The sequence below is a fragment of the Bradyrhizobium sp. LTSP849 genome (genome assembly GCF_000938255.1).
In the GTDB taxonomy this organism is placed as follows: Bacteria; Pseudomonadota; Alphaproteobacteria; order Rhizobiales; family Xanthobacteraceae; genus Bradyrhizobium.
Genome location: NZ_JYMR01000045.1, coordinates 54,893 through 75,649, shown reverse-complemented (window position 1 = coordinate 75,649; position 20,757 = coordinate 54,893). Strand labels below are relative to the sequence as shown.

Here is a 20,757-nt window from a genome sequence, read left to right as displayed (position 1 = left end):
AGGCCGCCTTCGTGCGTTACGGCATGCTTCGGATGGGCCCATCCGGCGGAAAAGTCCGCCTTGGACGGTTGAATGTGCCGTGCCCGTAAGACTACGGTGACCATCAGGCGATAGGATCTTCCCCCAACGAGTTACGGTATGTGACGTTCGATATGACTGGAATGATGGCTTCTCATTTGGTTTCGCGGTGGTCCGGGGCACTCTGGTCGGGAGCACTTGGTATCTGTGCGATTGTCGCCGTCATCCGTCCCGCCGAGGCCGATCCCCGCGCCGTGGTCGAGCTCTTCACCTCGCAGGGCTGCTCGTCCTGCCCGCCCGCTGACAAGGTCATCGGCGATCTCGCCAACGATCCCTCGGTCATCGCGCTGAGCATGCCAATCGATTATTGGGACTATCTCGGCTGGAAGGACACGCTGGCGGATTCGCGCTTCTCGGCGCGGCAGCGCGCCTATTCGCGGATGCGGGGTGACCGCGAGGTCTATACGCCGCAGGTCGTGGTCAACGGCTCTGCGCATGTCATCGGCAGCGACCGTGCCGGCATCGAAAGCGCGATCGGCAAGACCGACAAGGGTGCGGGCGTGATGAGCGTGCCGGTGACGATGTCGCTCTCGGGCAAGCAGATCAACGTGTCGGTGGCCGCGAGCAAGGAGCCGGCGATCTCGCATGGCGAGGTCTGGATCTGCTCGATCACGAAATCGGTGCCGATCGAGATCAGCCGCGGCGAGAATCGCGGGCAGCAACTCACCTATCACAACGTCGTGCGCAATTTGCTCAAGGTCGGCGACTGGAACGGACATTCGGAAAGCTGGACGGTGCCGATCGAGAACCTCACGTCGCGCGACGGCGTCGACGGCGCGGTGGTCTATGTCCAGGACGGCAGCCGCGAGAAGCCCGGCCCGATGCTCGGTGCCGCGTACACGTCGCTGCACTGAAGCGTAGGCTTCACACTTCTTCCCTGACTCGCAAAACACTATCCCCTCGTGGTGAGGAGGCGCGTTAGCGTCTCGAACCACGCAGGCGCGCGCTGCTACAGCTCGGCCTCTCATCCTTCGAGACGCCGCTTCGCGGCTCCTCAGGATGAGGGAGAGAGTCTTCGCGCGGATGTTCGGAGAGAAATTCGCCGAGGCAGCCACATCCCGCCACAAACAAAAAAGGACCAACTTGCGTTGGCCCTCTTTTTCGTGCGTACAGACCCGATCCTAACGACCCCGGGGGGCTGGGGGCTGAGGAATCCGGAACCGAAAGGACCGGGTCAACGCACACAAGTCTTTTCGCAATGCAGGGCGGCAGTCGCTAGGCGGAAAAGAGGCGATACTATGATTCCTGCTAACGATCCCGTGACGGTTTGCCGCTGAGAAGTTCCACCGTAGCGTGTGTCATGGTTCGCAACCTGTTTGGCGGGTTGAGCCGGAGCCCTTTCGCAGCCCCTTGCAACAGCCTCTTGCGGTGGCGAACGGTTGGAGCAATCATGCAATTGTCATGATCCGCGGTCCGGGGACGGTCTTCGCGGGCGCGATCATGCTGGTGCGACAGGAGGCGTTCCATGAGTCTGACGTCGGAGGATGCAGATCCGAGCGAGCAGCGCGCAGTGGCGCGTCCCGCCGCTGCGAATGCCCATCCGAACCGGGTGACGTTCAATCGGCTCGAACTGAACCGTATCCTCAATCTCTACGGCCGCATGGTCGCCGACGGCGAGTGGCGCGACTATGCCATCGACTTCCTGAAGGATCGTGCGGTGTTCTCGGTGTTTCGCCGCGCGTCCGAAGTGCCGATCTATCGCATCGAGAAAGACCCGCGGCTCGCGCGCAAGCAGGGCATGTACAGCGTGATCTCGGCGACCGGTTTGATCCTGCGCCGCGGCCAGGAGCTCGAGCGCGTGCTGCTGGTGATCGACCGCAAGCTGGCGGTGGTGTAGCGGCAACATTCCGATGCCGTAGGGTGGGCAAAGGCGCAAAGCGGCCGTGCCCACCATCTCTCCTCAATGGCCGATCATGGTGGGCACGCTTCCGCCTTCGCTCTTCGAGCTACGGCGGACAAGTCGCTTTGCCCACCCTACGAAACTATCTCGTGGGCACCGTACTCGCGCCCTCGCCGAGATCCCGCTGCATCATCACCGTGTCGAGCCAGCGGCCGAATTTCAGGCCGACATTGGGATGGGTGCCGATCATCTTGAAGCCGCCTTTGGTGTGCACGCCGATCGAGCCGGCATTGGCGGAATCGCCGATCACGGCGATCATCTGGCGGAAGCCGCGCGCCTCGCATTCGGTGATCAGTCGCTCCAGCAGCAACATGCCGATGCCGCGGCGGTGGAAGGACGGATTGAGATAGATCGAGTTCTCGACCGTGAAGCGATAAGCCGGCCGCGGCCGGTAGGCGCCGGCATAGGCGTATCCTGCGACGCGCCCGTCGAACATGGCGACGAAATAGGGGTAGCCGCCGTCCACCAGCGCGCGATAGCGCCGCATCATCTCGGCGAGGTCGGGCGGCGCCAGCTCGAACGTCGCGGTGCCCTCGCGGACGGCCTGCTGGTAGATGGCGGTAATGGCGGGAACGTCGGCCTCGGTGGCGGGCCTGATTTCGGGTGCTGACATGGGGAGAAGATTAGAGCCTTCCGGCGGCCGCTGGAAGGGGCAGCGTCGTTGCCACACCCGTCATTGCGACCGCAGCGAAGCAATCCAGAAATGCATCCGCGGAGGGACTCTGGATTGCTTCGTCGCAAGGGCTCCTCGCAATGACGGAGCGCGAGGAAACACCAGGCCCAAACAAAAACCCCGGCCTCACGGCCGGGGTTCGTATCCGTTCTCTCAGTCGATCGCTTAGTCGCGCTGGCCGAGGAGCTGCAACAGCAGCGTGAACAGGTTGATGAAGTTCAGGTACAGCGACAGCGCACCGGTGATCGCCGCACGCTCTGCGATATCACCGCCGGCCGAGGCGTAGCCGTAGATGTAGTCGTTCTTCAGCCGCTGGGTATCCCAGGCGGTGAGGCCCGCGAACACCAAGACGCCGACCACCGACACGACAAACTGTAGCAACGTGCTTCCCAGGAACACGTTGACCAGGCTCGCGATGACGATGCCGATCAGGCCCATGAACAGGAACGATCCCATCCCGCTCAGGTCACGCTTGGTGGTGTAGCCGTAGAGGCTCAGCGCGCCGAAGGTCGCCGCGGTGATGAAGAACACCCGCACGATCGAGGTGTGCGTGAACACCAGGAAGATCGAGGACAGCGAGACGCCCATCAGCGCCGCGAATACCCAGAACAGGATCTGGGCGGTCGAGGGAGCGAGACGGTTGATGCCTGCCGAGATCACGAACACCATGGCGAGCGGCGCCAGCATGAACAGCCATTTCAGCGGGCTCACGAACATCGCATAGCCGAACGGCGTCAGGAACAGCTTGCCGACGCGGACGGCTTCCGGCGTCGGAACGTCCGTCACGGCGGCCATGTAGACGCCGAGCGCGGCCAGGCCGGTGATGGCCAGGCCAATGCTCATGTAATTGTAGATGCGCAGCATGTAAGCGCGCAGGCCGGCGTCGACCGTCGCGGCGTCAACACGCCCGGCGGCCCTGCCGAAAGGAGAAGCGTAGTTACGGTCTAGGTCCGACATGGTCGATTCCCGTTGGTTGCCCGGTCCGGCACGAGGGTTGTCGTGCCCGCCGGTTCGTCAATTCTATCTCGGATACCGATGTCTGCCGACATTAAATTTGCATAACAATCGGGGATCCGAACCCACTCGATATGTGGGAAACTAACACATTCGCTGCAACCGTCCACGCGCGGCTGAATGTCGCCCTTGCTCGCAATCATGGCGAGCGGACGTGGTTAACCGCAGAAATCCCGGGATTCCGCTCCCGCGCGGCCAGCCGCTACCATTTGTCACAAATTCCGCAACACCGTGGCGGGCTTTTTGTTCAATGCCAAGAGCGTGCCGGCGAGGCCAAGCCCGACGGTGACGATCAGGGCGGCCGCGACCACGCCGGCGGCGCTGCCGGCCTGCCAGACGAAGCTCAGCGTCATCAGCCGCGTCACGATCATCCAGGCCGCGATGCTGCCGGCAAACACGCCGAACATCGCGGTGGCGAGCCCGATCAGCAGATATTCGAGCGCGTAGGCGCCGAGCAGCCGCAGCCGCGTCGCGCCCAGCGTCTTCAGGATCACCGCATCATAGACCCGGTGGCGATGGCCGGCGGCGAGCGCGCCGCCCAGCACCAGGATCGCCGAGATCAGGGTCACGGCGCTGGCGCCGCGGATCGCGAGCGCCAGATTGGTCACGACCGCGCCGACCGTCTCCATCACCTCGCGCACGCGCACGCTCGTGACCATCGGGTAAGCATCCGCGACCTGCTTGATGATCTTGCCGTCGCCGGTGGCATCGCCGCCGGCTTCCGTCAGCGTCGCGATATGGGTATGCGGCGCGCCCTTGAAGGCGTTCGGCGAGAACACCAGCACGAAATTGATGCCGAGCCCCTGCCAGTCGATGGTGCGCAGATTGCCGATTTTCGCCGGGATGTCGCGCCCGAGCACGTTGACGACGACTTCGTCGCCAAGCTTGAGGCCGAGCCCGTCGGCGATCTTCTTCTCCATCGAGACCAGCGGCGGGCCGGAATAATCGGCGCCCCACCATTCGCCCTCGACCACCTTGGAGCCTTTCGGCAGCTCACCGGTATAGGTCAGGCCGCGGTCGCTTTGCAGCACCCATTCGGAATCGGTGGTGGGCTTGAGGTCTTCGGCGCGGACGCCGCGCGCAGCGACGATGCGCCCGCGCAGCATCGGCACGTCCTCGACCTTCGCGCTCGGCACGATCTGGCGGAGGTAATCGTCGAAGGGTGCTGCCTGCGTGCTCGGAATGTCGATGAAGTAGAACGACGGCGCGTGCTCGGGAAGCGCCGCCAGAAATTGCCGGCGCAGATTACCGTCGATCTGGGTGATGGTGACGAGCACCGCGAGCCCGAGGCCGAGCGACAGCACCACCGAGGGCGTCAGCGCGCCCGGCCGATGGATGTTGGCGATGGCAAGCCGCAGCATGGTGAAGCGCGAGCGCGGCAGCCGCCGCGCGATCGCCATCAGCAGCGCAGCGACGCCGCGCAGCAGTGCGAACACGACGACGGACGAGAGCACGAACACCGCGGCGATGCGCTTGTCGAACGACAGTCCGATCACGACGGCGACCAGCAGGGCGACGACGACGGCCATGAAGGCGAGATAGCTCAAGCGCGGCCGGTGCCATTCGGCGGCGACGGTGTCGCGGAACAGCGCTGCGACCGGCACGTCGTGCACCCGCCCGAGCGGCCACAGGCCGAAGGCGAGTGCGGTCAGCAGGCCGTAGACAAAGGACAGCGCGAGCTCGTCGGCGTGCACCGCCGGCACCACCGGCAGCGGCAACAGCTTGCCGAACAGGCCGACGATGGCGAAAGGCATCGCAGCTCCCAGCGCAAGGCCGATCACGGAGCCGATCGCGGCGAGCAGAACGACCTGGGCGAGATAGATGCCGAACACGTCGCGGCCGGTGGCGCCGACGGCCTTGAGGGCCGCGATCACCTCGAGCCGGCGGTCGATATGGCTCTTTACGGCATTGGCGACGCCGACACCGCCGACCAGCAGCGCGGCGAGGCCAACCAGCGTCAGGAACTGCGTGAAGCGGCTGATATTGCGTTCGAGCTGCGGCGAGGCATTGGACCGGCTGCGGACTTCCCAGCCGGCCTGTGGCGCGGCATCGCGCGCGTCCGCGATAAAGGCGTCGGTGGCGCGGTCGCTGTTGGCGGTATCAGGCAACTTCACCCGATAGACCCAGCGCACCAGGCTACCGGGCTGGATCAGGCCGGTGGCGCGCAAGCCGGCCTCGCTGATCAGGAAGCGCGGGCCGAAGCCGATGCCGCCGGCGAGCTTGTCGGGCTCGGCCTCGACGGTGCTGCGGATCTGGAAGGTCGCGGAGCCAATGGTGACGCGGTCGCCGGTCTTGAGCGACAGCCGCGCCAGCAGCGTCGGATCGGCGGCGGCGCCAAAGGCACCATCGCGCTCGACCAGCAGATCGGTCAGCGGCAGTGGCGGCGCCAGCGTCAACTGGCCGAGCATCGGATAAGTGTCGTCGACAGCCTTCATCTCGACCAGCGCCAGCTGGCCGTCGGCCGAACGCGCCATGCCGCGCAGAGTGGAGGCGACGGAGACGGTGCCGCGCGAGCGCAGGAAGGCGACCTCCTCTGGCTTCGCCTCGCGCTGAAACAAGACGAAAGAGACGTCGCCGCCGAGCAGCGTACGGCCTTCGCGGGCGAGACCGTCGCTGAGGCTCGCCGAGACCGAGCCGACGCCGGCGATCGCCATCACGCCGAGCGCGATGCAGGCGATGAAAACGTAGAAGCCGCGCAGGCCTCCGCGCAATTCGCGCAGTGCGTAACGCAGCGCCAACGCGGCACCATTGGGCCGCGTGAACGGTTCGGCTGCTGCGCTCATGCTTGAATCGTCTGCGTGTCGATGCGGCCCGAGCGCAGGCGGATCACGCGATCGCAGCGATGCGCGAGCGAAGCATCGTGCGTCACCAGCACCAGCGTCATGCCGCGCTCGGCATGCTTGCCGAACAGCAGATCGACAATTTGTTTTCCCGTGGCCTCATCGAGATTGCCGGTCGGCTCGTCGGCGACGAGGATGGCGGGATCGGGCGCCAGCGCGCGCGCGAGTGCGACGCGCTGCTGCTCGCCGCCGGACAGCTGCGTCGGATAGTGATGCAGGCGATCGCCGAGCCCGACCGATTGCAGCTCCTCGGCTGCGCGTTTGTTGGCGTCCGGATTGCCGGCGAGCTCGAGCGGCACCGCGACATTCTCGAGCGCCGTCATCGTGGGGATCAAATGGAAGGACTGGAAGACGATGCCGACCTGGCGGCCGCGGAAGCGGGCGAGCGCATCCTCATCGAGGGCATTGAAAGGCGTGCCGTCGACCACCACCTCTCCGCTATCAGGACGCTCCAACCCCGCCATCACCATCAGCAGCGTGGATTTGCCCGAGCCTGACGGGCCGATCAGGCCGATCGTCTCGCCCGAGCCGACGCGCAGGCTGATATCCTTGAGGATGTGAACGCGTGCCGCCCCCGTACCCAATGAGAGGTTGACGTTGGAGATGGCGATGGTGTCCGGCGTGGTGCCGGCGAGCGAAGAGGATTCGATGCGACTGTCCATGGTCCGGTCATATGGCAACTCCGATAGCGCGGTCGAGAGGCGTTACGGATTCTTCATGCACATAGCCGTGTTGATGTTCGCTTTGATGACAATTGCGACAAGTGCGTCGGTACAAGCACAGCCGGCCGCCAAGCCGATCAAGCTGGTGGTCCTCGGCGATTCCTTAAGTGCTGGTCTTGGCCTTCCGGCCCAGGAGGCATTCCCCGCAAAGCTTCAAAAAGCCTTGCAGGCCAAAGGCATAGTCCTCGATATGGTCAACGCCGGAGTGTCCGGCGACACCTCCTCCGGCGGCCGCGACCGGCTCGACTGGTCGGTGGCGGAGGGAACCGAGGGCGTGATCGTCGAACTCGGCGCCAACGACGCGCTGCGCGGCATCGACCCGGATTTGACGCGCGCTGCGCTGACCGACATCGTTACGCGGCTGAAGGCGCGCAAGATTCCGGTGATGCTCTGCGGCATGATGGCGCCGCCGAATTACGGCGCCGATTATGCCGCGCGCTTCAATTCGATTTATCCGGATCTGGCGAAACAATTCGACGTGCCGCTTTATCCGTTCTTCCTTGACGGTGTCGCGGCCGACGCCAAGCTCAACCAGGCCGACGGCATTCATCCGACCGCGGCCGGCGTCGACATCATCGTCAACAACATGCTGCCCACGGCGGAGGCATTCTTGCGCACGATCAGCGAGCAACGCCGTTGAAAAGCAGGCAATGCTAACCCTAATAACCAGGGTTTTCCCGGTGTAGTGTCGGGCACTCTTCGCAGAGTCACACAACTGCGATAGGAATCAGGGTACCGGTGATTCGTCACCGGCTCTACAATTTGGATAGGGTCCTTCCCAAGGATCATGCCCAAGCATCGGGAGTGCGAAACGATGCCGCGTTTGTTCACTGGTCTGGAAATCCCGGCCGAAGTCGGCCAGACGCTTTCCAATTTGCGGGGTGGCCTTCCAGGCGCCCGCTGGATCGATCCCGAAAATTATCACGTCACCTTACGCTTCATTGGCGATATCGACGGCATGTCCGCCAACGAGATCGCCTCGATGCTGTTTCGCGTCAATCGCAAACCCTTCGAGGTGAAGCTGCAAGGCCTCACGAGCTTCGGCGGACGCAAGCCGCGCGCGGTGGTCGCGGCTATCGAGCCGAGCAGGCCGCTGATCGAGTTGCAGGCCGAGCTCGAACGCATGATGCAGCGGATGGGTCTCGATCCCGAGGGCCGCAAGTTCATACCGCATGTCACGCTGGCCCGGCTGCACGACGCCTCCGACCGCGACGTCGCCGACTATCTCTCGCTGCGCGGCTATTTTCCAAGTAAGGCGTTCGTGGCCGAACGGTTCGTGCTGTTCTCGTCGCGCGCCTCCACCGGCGGTGGCCCGTATGTGGTCGAGGACGCCTACGAACTTTGTCCGTGAGGTCTTCACCTCGCCCCGTTCCGGGGCGGGCAACGGAACGCATAGCGCCCCGCACCAATTCACGGCTTGCAATTTGCCGCCGTCTCTGGCGGTAAAGAGCGATGCTCTCGACCCCCAGTTCCTCATTCCGCGACGCCTATCAGGCCCAGATCGCGTCCGGTGCGATCGAGCCCGATGCTGCGCAGGCCGAGGTCGCCGAGGCTTATGCCGCGCTCGACCAGCGGCTCGCGAACTACAAGCCGCCGCGCAAGCAGGGCCTGCTCAGCCGTCTGTTCAGCAGCGACAAGGACGAGGCGCCGCGCGGGCTCTACGTCCATGGCGAGGTCGGCCGCGGCAAGACCATGCTGATGGATTTGTTCTTCCAGCACAGTACCGTCGAGCACAAGCGGCGCGCGCATTTCCACGAATTCATGGCCGACGTGCATGAGCGCATCTACGACTATCGCCAGGCCATCGCGCGCGGCGAAATCGCCGATGGCGACGTCATCACGCTGACCGCGCATGCGATCTTCGAGGAGAGTTGGCTGCTCTGCTTCGACGAATTCCACGTCACCGATATCGCGGACGCGATGATCCTGGGCCGGCTGTTCGCAAAGCTGCTCGAGCTCGGCACCGTCGTGGTCGCGACCTCCAACGTCGCGCCGGACGATCTCTACAAGGGCGGCTTGAACCGTTCGCTGTTCCTGCCCTTCATCAAGCAGATCACCGACCACATGGACGTGCTGCGGCTGGACGCGCGCACCGACTTCCGGCTCGAGAAACTTCAGGGCGTGCCGATGTGGCTGACGCCGGCCGACACTGACGCGGACACCGCGCTCGACCGCGCCTGGTCGAAGATGACCGGCGGCGCCACATGCAAGTCGCGTGATATTTCGATCAAGGGCCGCATCCTGCACGTGCCGTGCTCGGCCCATGGTGTGGCGCGGTTCACGTTCGCTGATCTCTGCGAGAAGCCGTTAGGGGCATCTGACTACCTCAGGCTCGCGCACGACTATCACACCATCCTGGTCGACCATATTCCAGTGATGGACTTGTCTCAGCGCAACTCCGCCAAGCGTTTCATCACGCTGATCGACACGCTCTATGACAATGCCGTGAAGCTGATGGCCTCGGCCGATGCCAACCCGATCTCGCTGTACCTGGCCCACGAAGGCAACGAGGCCAACGAGTTCAAGCGGACCTCGTCGCGGCTGATCGAAATGAGCTCGGAATCCTATCTGGCGCTGCCTCACGGCCGCAAGGATTCCACCGCCAGCGGCTCGACCAAGGGCCTGGTGGAGACTTAAGTCCTATTTGCCAGCGCTGTCATTCCGGGCGTCGCGGCTTGTCCGCCGAAGCTCGAAGGCGGAAGCGACAGCCCGGTGTCCATTCATCAGTGCGCTCTGTTGCCCGATGGATTCCGGGCTCGCGACTTTCGTCGCGCCCCGGAATGACAGGGCTGCGTGCCCGAGGCATCAGCAAGCCCGACAATTGGGCATCCACCGACTTGAACGGGGGAAGCGAAAGGGATAACCACCCTGTCAGTTTCCCCTCCTTGGATGTCTAGAGGACAGGCTCACATGGCGCGCGACAAGATTGCTTTGATTGGCTCCGGTCAGATCGGCGGAACGCTGGCTCATCTCATCGGCCTGAAAGAGCTGGGCGACGTGGTGATGTTCGACATCGCCGAGGGCGTGCCGCAGGGCAAGGCGCTCGACATCGCGCAATCCTCGCCGGTCGACGGGTTTGACGCGCACTACACCGGCGCCAATTCCTACGAGGCGCTCGACAACGCAAAGGTCTGCATCGTCACCGCCGGCGTGCCGCGCAAGCCCGGCATGAGCCGCGACGATCTCCTCTCCATCAACCTCAAGGTCATGGAGCAGGTCGGCGCCGGCATCAAGAAGTACGCCCCGGACGCCTTCGTCATCTGCATCACCAACCCGCTCGACGCCATGGTCTGGGCGCTCCAGAAGGCCTCGGGCCTGCCGCACAAGAAGGTCGTCGGCATGGCCGGCGTGCTGGATTCCTCGCGCTTCCGCTACTTCCTGGCCGACGAGTTCAACGTCTCGGTCGAAGACGTCACCGCCTTCGTGCTCGGCGGCCACGGCGACACCATGGTGCCGCTGGTGAAGTACTCCACCGTCGCCGGCATCCCGCTGCCTGACCTCGTCAAGATGGGCTGGACCTCGCAGGCACGCCTTGACGAGATCGTCGACCGCACCCGCAACGGCGGCGCCGAGATCGTCAATCTGCTCAAGACCGGCTCGGCCTTCTATGCGCCGGCAGCCTCGGCAATCGCGATGGCCGAGAGCTATCTGCGCGACAAGAAGCGCGTGCTGGCGAGCGCCGCCTACCTCAACGGCGAATACGGCGTGAAGGACATGTATGTCGGCGTGCCCGTCGTGATCGGCTCCAAGGGCGTCGAGCGCGTCGTCGAGATCGAGCTCACCGGCAAGGACCGCGAGGCCTTCGACAAGTCGGTCGGCGCGGTGCAGGGTCTGGTCGACGCCTGCAAGAAGATCGCACCCGATCTTCTCGGCCGCTAATCCCAACAATCCCGCCGAAGATCGAAAAACCGGTCTTCGGCGGTTTCACTTCCGGACCCCGCCAAACCTTAGTTTAAGGCTGGGCGGGTTCCGGGTTCGAAAGTCCAGAGATCTCGATGTCAGAGAATCCGGGTTGCAGTTCCTGTGGTATATGGTATGCCAGCCACAAGACTGAGGTGGGCCTACGAGGTCACCGCCCGCGGGTTCAGGGAGCGACTATATGAATATCCATGAATATCAGGCCAAAGCGCTGCTGAACGAGTTCGGCGTGGCGATCTCCAAGGGCGTTCCTGTCCTGAAGGCGGCCGACGCGGAAGCCGCCGCCAAGGCGCTCCCGGGTCCGGTCTGGGTGGTGAAGAGCCAGATCCACGCCGGCGGCCGCGGCAAGGGCAAATTCAAGGAGGCCTCGGCCGGCGACAAGGGCGGCGTCCGCATCGCCAAGTCGGCCGCAGAGGTCACCGAATTCGCCAAGCAGATGCTCGGCGCGACGCTCGTGACGATCCAGACCGGCCCCGCCGGCAAGCAGGTCAACCGCCTCTACATCGAGGACGGCTCCGACATCGACAAGGAATTCTACCTCTCGATCCTGGTCGACCGCGAGACCTCGCGCGTCTCCTTCGTGGTGTCGACCGAGGGCGGTGTCAACATCGAGGACGTCGCGCACAACAGCCCTGAAAAGATCGTCACCTTCTCGGTCGATCCTGCGACCGGCATCATGGGCCATCACGGCCGCACTGTCGCGAATGCCCTGAAGCTCACGGGCGACCTCGCCAAGCAGGCCGAGAAGCTCACCGCGCAGCTCTACACGGCCTTCGTCGCCAAGGACATGTCGATGCTGGAGATCAACCCGCTGGTCGTGACCAAGCAGGGCCAGCTCCGCGTGCTCGACGCCAAGGTGTCGTTCGACGACAATTCGCTGTTCCGTCATCCCGAGGTGCTCGCGCTGCGCGACGAGACCGAGGAAGACGCCAAGGAAATCGAGGCGTCGAAATACGACCTCAACTACGTCACCCTCGACGGCAATATCGGCTGCATGGTCAACGGCGCCGGCCTCGCCATGGCGACGATGGACATCATCAAGCTCTACGGCATGGCGCCGGCGAACTTCCTCGACGTCGGCGGCAGCGCCAGCAAGGAGAAGGTCACGGCCGCGTTCAAGATCATCACCGCCGACCCGAACGTGAAGGGCATTCTCGTCAACATCTTCGGTGGTATCATGAAGTGCGACGTCATCGCCGAAGGCGTCACGGCGGCAGTACGCGAAGCGGGTCTCAACGTGCCGCTGGTGGTCCGCCTCGAAGGCACCAATGTCGAGCTCGGCAAGAAGATCATCCGTGAATCCGGCCTGAACGTGGTGCCGGCCGACAATCTCGACGACGCCGCGCAGAAGATCGTGAAGGCCGTCAAGGGAGGCTAAGGCCATGACCCAAGACCATCTCGCCGCATCATCCCCGCTGCCGGAGCACGCGCGCCTTGCCGCGTTCGCCGGCGAATGGAATGGCGAAGAGATGGTCTTCCCGTCGCGCTGGACCGCCGGCGGGCCGGCCACCTCGCACACCGTCGCGCGCATGGATCTCAACGGCTTCTACCTGATCCAGGACTCGGTGCAGATGCGCGACGGCAAGCAGATCTTCGCCACCCACGGCATCTTCACCTACGACCGCGAGGACCGGACCTACAAATTGTTCTGGTACGACTCGCTCGGCTACACGCCGCCCTCGCCCGCCTCCGGCGGCTGGGTCGGCAAGACGCTGACGCTGGTGCGCGGCTCGCTGCGCGGCAATGCGCGCCACGTCTACGAGATCATCGACGACAATGCCTATTCGTTGAAGATTCAGTTCTCACCGGACGCGGAAGGCTGGGCTGACGTGCTCACCGGCGTCTACCGCCGCATCCACTGACCTCTCACTCTGTTAGTTTCGCGAAAGCAGACCTCATGTCCATCCTGATCGACAAGAACACCAAGGTCATCTGCCAGGGCTTTACCGGCAAGAACGGCACCTTCCATTCGGAGGCCACGATTGCCTACGGCACCAAGATGGTCGGCGGCACCTCGCCGGGCAAAGGCGGCGCGACGCATCTGAACTTGCCGGTGTTCGACACCGTGCGTGAGGCGCGCGAGAAGACCGGCGCCGATGCGTCGGTGATCTACGTGCCGCCGCCGGGCGCGGCGGATGCGATCTGCGAAGCCATCGACGCCGAGATCCCGCTGATCGTCTGCATCACCGAGGGCATTCCGGTCCTCGACATGGTGCGCGTGAAGCGCTCGCTCGCCGCCTCCAAGTCGCGCCTGATCGGGCCGAACTGTCCGGGCGTCATGACCGCCGGCGAGTGCAAGATTGGCATCATGCCGGCTAACATCTTCAAGACCGGCTCCGTCGGCATCGTCTCCCGCTCCGGCACGCTGACCTACGAAGCGGTGTTCCAGACCTCGCAGGAGGGCCTCGGCCAGACCACCGCGGTCGGCATCGGCGGCGATCCGGTCAAGGGAACCGAGTTCATCGACGTGCTGGAAATGCTGCTCGGCGACCCCAAGACCGAATCGATCATCATGATCGGCGAGATCGGCGGTTCCGCTGAGGAGGACGCCGCCCAGTTCCTCAAGGACGAAGCCAAGCGTGGTCGCCAGAAGCCGATGGTCGGTTTCATCGCCGGCGTGACCGCACCTCCCGGCCGCCGCATGGGCCATGCCGGCGCGATCATTTCGGGTGGCAAGGGCGACGCCGGTTCCAAGACCGACGCAATGAAATCGGCAGGGATTACAGTGTCTCCGTCTCCCGCCCGCCTCGGCCACACGCTTGCCGAAAAATTGAAGGGCTAATTCACTTCTTCGTGCTTTTCCGGGCGAAATTTCGCAGCAAATAGGGTAAATGGTGCCTGTCGCGATGAGCCTCTGCCGGGGAGCTCAGCGCCAGCGCCGTTTGTTATGCGCGAACCGAAATCGCCAGGAACTCAAGTATGTCTCGCCAAGACGCGAACGCAGCCTTTGCCCTCTCCTCCTTTTTGCAGGGCACCAACGCCACCTACATCGACGAAATCTACGCCCGCTACGAGAAGGACCCGTCCTCGGTCGACGCCGAGTGGCAGGAGTTCTTCAAGAGCCTGAAGGACCAGCCGGACGACGTCCGCAAGAACGCCCAGGGGCCGTCCTGGGAACGCGCCAACTGGCCGCTGACCCCACAGGACGACCTGACCTCTGCCCTCGACGGCAATTGGGCGGAAGTCGAGAAGGCGGTCGGCAGCAAGATCGCCGCCAAGGCGCAAGCGAAGAGCGGCGACAAGGGCTCCGCCATCTCCTCCGCCGACGTGCTCCAGGCGACGCGCGACTCGGTCCGTGCGTTGATGCTGATCCGCTCCTATCGCATGCGCGGCCACTTCCACGCCAAGCTCGATCCGCTCGGCATCGAAGCCCCGCGCAACCGCGAAGAGCTCGACCCGCGCACCTACGGTTTCAGTGAAGCCGATTTCGACCGCAAGATCTTCCTCGATCACGTGCTGGGTCTCGAATACGCCAGCTTGCGTGAAATCACCGCGCTTTGCGAGCGCACCTACTGCCAGACGCTCGGCGTCGAGTTCATGCATATCAGCAACGCTGCGCAGAAGGCCTGGATCCAGGAGCGCATCGAAGGGCTGGACAAGGAAATCTCGTTCACCCGTGAAGGCCGCCGCGCCATCCTGATGAAGCTGGTCGAAGCCGAAGGCTTTGAAAAATTCTGCGACACCAAGTTCACCGGCACCAAGCGCTTCGGTCTCGACGGCGCTGAATCGCTGATCCCTGCGCTCGAGCAGATCATCAAGCGCGGCGGCAATCTCGGCGTGAAGGAAGTCGTGGTCGGCATGCCGCATCGCGGCCGCCTCAACGTGCTGACGCAGGTGATGGGCAAGGCCCATCGCGCCCTGTTCCACGAGTTCAAGGGCGGCTCGGCCAACCCCGACGCCGTCGAAGGCTCCGGCGACGTCAAGTATCACCTCGGCGCGTCCTCGGACCGCGAGTTCGACGGCAACCGCATCCATCTGTCGCTGACCGCGAACCCCTCGCATCTCGAGATCGTCGATCCCGTGGTGCTCGGGAAGGTCCGCGCCAAGCAGGATCAGCACGGCGATCCGCCGGACCAGCGCATTTCGGTGATGCCGCTCTTGATGCACGGCGACGCCGCGTTCGCCGGCCAGGGCGTGGTCGCGGAATGCTTCGGTCTGTCGGACCTGAAGGGCTACCGCACCGGCGGCTCCGTGCACTTCATCGTCAACAACCAGATCGGCTTCACCACCTATCCGCGTTACTCGCGCTCCTCGCCCTATCCGTCGGATGTGGCGAAGATGATCGACGCGCCGATCTTCCATGTGAACGGCGACGATCCGGAAGCCGTCGTGTTCGCGGCCAAGGTCGCGACCGAGTTCCGGCAGAAGTTCCACAAGCCTGTCGTCATCGACATGTTCTGCTATCGCAGGCATGGCCACAACGAGGGCGACGAGCCGGCTTTCACCCAGCCGGTGATGTACAAGAAGATCGCAGCTCATCCCACGACGCTCGAGCTCTACGCCCGCCGCCTCATCAGCGAAGGCGTGATGACCGAGGGCGAGGTCGACAAGGCCAAGGCCGACTGGCGCGCGCGGCTCGATGCGGAGTTCGAGGCCGGTACCTCCTACAAGCCGAACAAGGCCGACTGGCTCGACGGCAAGTGGGCCGGTTTCAAGATCGCCGACCAGGAAGAAGATGCCCGTCGTGGCGTCACCGGCGTCGACGTCGCCGCGCTGAAGGACATCGGCCGCAAGATCACCAAGGTGCCGGACGGTTTTCGCGTTCACCGCACCATCCAGCGCTTCCTCGACAACCGCGCCAAGGCGATCGACACCGGCGCGGGCATCGACTGGGCGACTGGCGAGGCACTGGCGTTCTGCACACTGCTCAACGAGAACCACCATGTCCGCCTGTCGGGCCAGGATTCCGAGCGCGGCACCTTCTCGCAGCGCCACTCGGTCCTGATCGATCAGGAGGACGAGAGCCGTTACACTCCGTATAACCATCTCGGCAACGAGCAGGGCCATTACGAGGTCATCAACTCGCTGCTGTCGGAAGAAGCCGTGCTCGGCTTCGAATACGGCTACTCGCTCGCCGAGCCGAACACGCTGACCCTGTGGGAAGCGCAGTTCGGCGACTTCGCCAACGGTGCGCAGGTCGTGTTCGACCAGTTCATCTCCTCGGGCGAACGCAAATGGCTGCGCATGTCCGGTCTTGTCTGCCTGTTGCCGCACGGCTACGAGGGCCAGGGACCGGAGCACTCCTCGGCGCGTCTCGAGCGCTATTTGCAGATGTGCGCGGAAGACAACATGCAGGTGGTCTATCCGACCACGCCGGCGAACTACTTCCACGTGCTGCGCCGCCAGCTCCACCGCGAGATCCGCAAGCCGCTGATCCTGATGACGCCGAAGTCGCTGCTGCGCCACAAGCGGGCGGTGTCGCGTCTCGAAGAGCTTGCCAAGGGAACGACCTTCCACCGCATCCTCTATGATGACGCCCAGATGCTGCCGAACGAGGCGATCAAGCTCGTTCCGGACGACAAGATCCGCCGCATCGTGCTCTGCACCGGCAAGGTCTATTACGACCTCTACGAGGAGCGCGAGAAGCGTGGCATCGACGACATCTATCTGATGCGCGTCGAGCAGCTCTATCCGGTGCCGCTGAAGGCGCTGGTGGCCGAGTTGTCGCGCTTCAAGAAGGCGGAAGTGATCTGGTGCCAGGAAGAGCCGCGCAACATGGGTGCGTGGCACTTCATCGAGCCCTATCTGGAATGGGTGCTGAACCAGGTGAACGGCGCGAGCCGGCGTCCGCGTTATGTCGGCCGCGCCGCTTCCGCTGCGACCGCCACTGGTCTGATGTCGAAGCATCAGGCGCAGTTGAAGGCGTTCCTGGACGAAGCATTGAGCTGAGAAGTCTTTACACCTCGTCATGCCCCGCGACGGCGGGGCATCCAGTATTCCGCGGTGTTCGTTCTGATCACGAAGGTCACGACATACTGGATTGCCCGCCCCGGTGCGCAAGCGCGCACAAGGCGGGCAATGACTTATGAAATTCACGACCGCATTGGCGATCTCCTTAAGGAAAAGACCATGACTGAAATTCGTGTGCCGACGCTCGGCGAATCCGTCACCGAGGCCACCATCGGCCGCTGGTTCAAGAAGGCCGGCGATTCCGTCGCCGTCGACGAGCCCTTGGTGGAGCTCGAGACCGACAAGGTCACCATCGAAGTCCCGGCGCCGTCCGCCGGCACGCTGAGCGAGATCGTCGCTGCTGATGGCACGACCGTTGCGGTCGGTGCACTGCTCGGCCAGATCACGGAAGGCGCCGCAGGCGCTGCCAAGCCGGCTGCTGCGCCCGCCAAGCCTGCCGCTGCTGCTCCGGCTGCTGTGGCCGCTGCTCCCGCGCCGGCTCCTAGCGCGCCGAAGGCGCCGCCGGCCGACGCCCCTCTGGCCCCGTCCGTGCGCAAGCTGTCCGCCGAGACCGGCGTCGACGCCTCGACCGTTCCCGGTTCCGGCAAGGACGGCCGCGTCACCAAGGGCGACATGCTCGCCGCGATCGAGCGTGCGGCCTCCGCGCCGACCCCGGTCAACCAGCCCGCCGCCGCCGTGCAGGTGCGCACAGCCTCGCCGGCCGATGACGCCGCCCGCGAAGAGCGCGTCAAGATGACCCGCTTGCGCCAGACCATCGCGCGCCGCCTCAAGGACGTGCAGAACACGGCCGCGATGCTCACGACCTTCAACGAGGTCGACATGACCAACGTCATGGCGCTGCGCGCGCACTACAAGGATGCGTTCGAGAAGAAGCACGGCTCGAAGCTCGGCTTCATGGGCTTCTTCACCAAGGCCGTCGTGCAGGGTCTGAAGGATATCCCGGCCGTCAACGCCGAGATCGACGGCACCGACCTGATCTACAAGAACTACTACCACATCGGCGTCGCCGTCGGCACCGACAAGGGCCTCGTCGTGCCGGTGGTGCGTGACTGCGACAACAAGTCGATCGCCGACATCGAGAAGGGCATCGCCGATTTCGGTCGCCGCGCCCGTGACGGCCAGCTCAAGATCGACGAGATGCAGGGCGGCACCTTCACCATCACCAATGGCGGCATCTACGGCTCGCTGATGTCGACCCCGATCCTGAACGCGCCGCAGTCCGCCATCCTGGGTATGCACAAGATCCAGGAGCGTCCGATGGCGATCGGCGGCAAGGTCGAGGTCCGCCCGATGATGTATCTGGCGCTGTCCTACGATCACCGCGTCATCGACGGCAAGGAAGCCGTCACCTTCCTGGTTCGCGTCAAGGAGAGCCTGGAAGATCCGGCGCGGCTGGTGCTCGATCTCTGATCGCTGATGCTCTGCAAGCGCCGTCGCTCTTTGGCGCGACGGCGTGTGTCGAACCTTGGAGGCGCGCGTGACCGATAAAGTCGTTGTCATCACCGGCGGCAGCCGCGGCATCGGGCGGGCGACTGCGCTTGCGGCGGCTGCGCGCGGCTTCCGTGTCGTGGTCGGCTATGCCAGCAACAAGACGGCCGCCGACGAGGTGGTCAGCCAGATTGCGGCGAGCAACGGCAAGGCCATCGCGGTGAAATGCGATGTCGCCGAGGAAAGCGAAATCCTCGAACTGTTCAAGGCGGCGGACAAGTTCGGCACGCTCGGCGCGCTCGTCAACAATGGCGGCATCGTCGGCCAGAGCGGCGTGCGCGTCGACGAGATGTCGGCCGAGCGCATCCAGCGCGTGATGGCGGTCAACGTCACCGGCTCCATCCTCTGCGCGCGCGAAGCTGTAAAGCGGATGTCGACCAAGCATGGCGGCAAGGGCGGCGTCATCGTCAATCTGTCATCGGTTGCTGCCAGGCTCGGCGCACCGAACACCTATGTCGACTATGCGGCGTCCAAGGGCGCGATCGATTCCTTTACCATCGGCCTCGGTTATGAGGTTGCCGGCGAAGGTATTCGCGTCGCGGGCATCCGGCCCGGCCTGATCGACACCGAGATCCACGCCTCCGGCGGCGAGCCCGATCGGCACCATCGTCTGGCCCATATGGTGCCGATGAAGCGCGTTGGCACGGCGGAGGAAATCGCCAACGCCATCGTCTGGCTCCTGTCGGACGATGCCTCCTACATCACCTCAGCCATTCTCGATGTGTCCGGCGGACGCTGACGCGCCGCGCGGACGCTGACACCTCTCCTAACGCTTAACTCACGGGACTTTCTCTCATGGCTTCCTACGATCTCGTCGTCATCGGCACCGGACCGGGCGGTTATGTCTGCGCGGTGCGTGCAGCACAGCTCGGCATGAAAGTCGCTGTGGTGGAAAAGAACTCCACGCTCGGGGGCACCTGCCTCAACGTCGGCTGCATGCCCTCAAAGGCGCTGCTGCACGCGTCCGAAATGTTCGAGGAAGCCGCGCACTCCTTCGCCAAGATGGGCGTCAGCGTTTCTGCGCCGAAGCTCGAGCTTCCGGCGATGATGAACTTCAAGCAGCAGGGCATCGACGGCAACGTCAAGGGCGTCGAGTTCCTGATGAAGAAGAACAAGATCGACGTGCTCAAGGGCGCCGGCAAGATCCTCGGCACCGGCAAGGTGGAAGTCTCCGCCGACGGCAAGTCGCAAGTGGTTGAGACCAAGAGCATCGTCATCGCCACCGGCTCCGACATCGCGCGGCTGAAGGGCATCGAGATCGACGAGACGCGCATCGTGTCCTCGACCGGCGCGCTGTCGCTGGACAAGGTCCCCGGCAAGCTGCTGATCGTCGGCGCCGGCGTGATCGGTCTCGAGCTCGGCTCGGTCTGGCATCGTCTCGGCGCCGAAGTTGTCGTCGTCGAATTTTTGGACCGCATCCTGCCCGGCATGGACGGCGAGATCGCCAAGCAATTCCAGCGCATCCTGGAAAAGCAGGGCTTTGCGTTCAAGCTCGGCGCCAAGGTCACCGCCGTCGATACCTCCGGCAAGACGCTGAAGGCGACGATCGAGCCCGCCGCCGGCGGCGCCGCCGAGACGCTGGAAGCCGACGTCGTGCTCGTCTGCATCGGCCGCGTGCCCTACACCGACGGGCTCGGCCTGAAGGAGGCCGGCGTTGCGCTGGACAATCGCGGCCGGGTGCAGATCGATCCGCATTTCGCCACCAGCCTGAAGGGCGTCTATGCCATCGGCGACGTCGTCGCCGGTCCCATGCTCGCGCACAAGGCCGAGGATGAGGGCGTCGCGGTGGCGGAGATTATCGCAGGGCAGGCCGGCCACGTGAACTACGATGTTATCCCAGGTGTCGTGTATACCACGCCGGAAGTGTCCTCCGTCGGCAAGACCGAGGAGGAACTGAAGCAGGCGGGTGTGGCTTATACTGTCGGGAAGTTTCCCTTTACCGCCAACGGCCGGTCCAAGGTCAACCAGACCACTGACGGCTTTGTGAAGATTCTCGCAGATGCGAAAACCGATCGCGTGCTGGGCGTGCACATTATCGGCCGCGAAGCCGGGGAAATGATCCATGAAGCATGCGTTCTCATGGAGTTTGGCGGCAGTGCGGAAGATCTCGCCCGCACCTGCCACGCGCATCCGACCCGCTCGGAAGCCATCAAGGAAGCCGCGCTTGCAGTCGGCAAGCGGGCCATCCATATGTAGATACGCGCCCAGCGCTGA

Annotated in this window: 17 protein-coding genes; 13 read left to right on the top strand and 4 right to left on the bottom strand. The window is 64.2% G+C overall.

The annotated features are described in order from the left end of the window. Positions 1-152: 152 nt before the first annotated feature. Together UB31_RS24670 and UB31_RS24665 are read left to right on the top strand one after the other, a co-directional pair. Complete coding sequence (locus UB31_RS24670; protein WP_045012759.1) at positions 153-932, top strand: DUF1223 domain-containing protein; 780 nt, start codon at positions 153-155, stop codon at positions 930-932. Positions 933-1,543: 611 nt separating this feature from the next. Further along, positions 1,544-1,915: a DUF2794 domain-containing protein gene (locus tag UB31_RS24665; RefSeq protein ID WP_045004388.1), complete on the top strand. Its 372-nt coding sequence runs from the start codon at positions 1,544-1,546 to the stop codon at positions 1,913-1,915. Positions 1,916-2,060: 145 nt separating this feature from the next. Here UB31_RS24665 and UB31_RS24660 read toward each other — a convergent pair whose 3' ends face one another. From UB31_RS24660 to UB31_RS24645, 4 genes are all read right to left on the bottom strand, one after another. Next, positions 2,061-2,591 carry a GNAT family N-acetyltransferase gene (locus UB31_RS24660; RefSeq protein WP_045012758.1) on the bottom strand — a complete coding sequence of 177 codons (531 nt, stop codon included), beginning with the start codon at positions 2,589-2,591 and terminating at the stop codon, positions 2,061-2,063. Positions 2,592-2,816: 225 nt separating this feature from the next. After that, the gene (locus tag UB31_RS24655; RefSeq protein WP_045004386.1) at positions 2,817-3,608 is read right to left on the bottom strand and encodes a Bax inhibitor-1/YccA family protein; all 792 of its coding nucleotides are present in this window, start codon (positions 3,606-3,608) and stop codon (positions 2,817-2,819) included. Positions 3,609-3,877: 269 nt separating this feature from the next. Further along, positions 3,878-6,448, bottom strand: a complete 2,571-nt coding sequence (locus tag UB31_RS24650) for an ABC transporter permease (RefSeq protein WP_045012757.1) — start codon at positions 6,446-6,448, stop codon at positions 3,878-3,880. Next, positions 6,445-7,167 carry an ABC transporter ATP-binding protein gene (locus tag UB31_RS24645; protein ID WP_045004382.1) on the bottom strand — a complete coding sequence of 241 codons (723 nt, stop codon included), beginning with the start codon at positions 7,165-7,167 and terminating at the stop codon, positions 6,445-6,447. Before UB31_RS24645 ends, UB31_RS24650 begins: the two co-directional genes overlap by 4 nt. 55 nt (positions 7,168-7,222) lie before the next feature. On the opposite strand from UB31_RS24645, the gene UB31_RS24640 reads away from it, so the two are divergent. The 11 genes from UB31_RS24640 (at position 7,223) to lpdA (ending at position 20,739) form a co-directional block, all read left to right on the top strand. Further along, positions 7,223-7,867 (top strand): arylesterase, encoded by a 645-nt coding sequence (locus UB31_RS24640; RefSeq protein ID WP_045012975.1) that lies wholly within the window; start codon positions 7,223-7,225, stop codon positions 7,865-7,867. Positions 7,868-8,041: 174 nt separating this feature from the next. Then, the gene (thpR, locus tag UB31_RS24635) at positions 8,042-8,578 is read left to right on the top strand and encodes an RNA 2',3'-cyclic phosphodiesterase (RefSeq protein ID WP_045004380.1); all 537 of its coding nucleotides are present in this window, start codon (positions 8,042-8,044) and stop codon (positions 8,576-8,578) included. A gap of 101 nt (positions 8,579-8,679) precedes the next feature. Then, positions 8,680-9,864, top strand: a complete 1,185-nt coding sequence (gene zapE / locus UB31_RS24630) for a cell division protein ZapE (RefSeq protein WP_045012756.1) — start codon at positions 8,680-8,682, stop codon at positions 9,862-9,864. Between the two features lie 273 nt (positions 9,865-10,137). Next, positions 10,138-11,106 (top strand): malate dehydrogenase, encoded by a 969-nt coding sequence (gene mdh, locus UB31_RS24625; protein WP_045012755.1) that lies wholly within the window; start codon positions 10,138-10,140, stop codon positions 11,104-11,106. Between the two features lie 220 nt (positions 11,107-11,326). Beyond that, a complete protein-coding gene (gene sucC / locus UB31_RS24620; RefSeq protein ID WP_045012754.1) occupies positions 11,327-12,523 on the top strand; it encodes an ADP-forming succinate--CoA ligase subunit beta in 1,197 nt (398 codons plus the stop codon). A gap of 4 nt (positions 12,524-12,527) precedes the next feature. Further along, positions 12,528-13,007 carry a DUF1579 family protein gene (locus UB31_RS24615; protein WP_045012753.1) on the top strand — a complete coding sequence of 160 codons (480 nt, stop codon included), beginning with the start codon at positions 12,528-12,530 and terminating at the stop codon, positions 13,005-13,007. Between the two features lie 35 nt (positions 13,008-13,042). Further along, positions 13,043-13,927, top strand: a complete 885-nt coding sequence (sucD, locus tag UB31_RS24610) for a succinate--CoA ligase subunit alpha (protein ID WP_045012752.1) — start codon at positions 13,043-13,045, stop codon at positions 13,925-13,927. A gap of 137 nt (positions 13,928-14,064) precedes the next feature. Beyond that, positions 14,065-17,034: a 2-oxoglutarate dehydrogenase E1 component gene (locus UB31_RS24605; protein WP_045012751.1), complete on the top strand. Its 2,970-nt coding sequence runs from the start codon at positions 14,065-14,067 to the stop codon at positions 17,032-17,034. 180 nt (positions 17,035-17,214) lie between these two features. Next, entirely contained in the window at positions 17,215-18,465 is a 1,251-nt protein-coding gene (gene odhB / locus UB31_RS24600) for a 2-oxoglutarate dehydrogenase complex dihydrolipoyllysine-residue succinyltransferase (RefSeq protein WP_045012974.1), read from the top strand. A 67-nt stretch (positions 18,466-18,532) separates the two neighbouring features. Beyond that, entirely contained in the window at positions 18,533-19,282 is a 750-nt protein-coding gene (locus UB31_RS24595) for an SDR family oxidoreductase (protein ID WP_045012973.1), read from the top strand. A gap of 56 nt (positions 19,283-19,338) precedes the next feature. Next, positions 19,339-20,739: a dihydrolipoyl dehydrogenase gene (gene lpdA / locus UB31_RS24590; RefSeq protein ID WP_045012750.1), complete on the top strand. Its 1,401-nt coding sequence runs from the start codon at positions 19,339-19,341 to the stop codon at positions 20,737-20,739. Positions 20,740-20,757 lie beyond the last annotated feature (18 nt).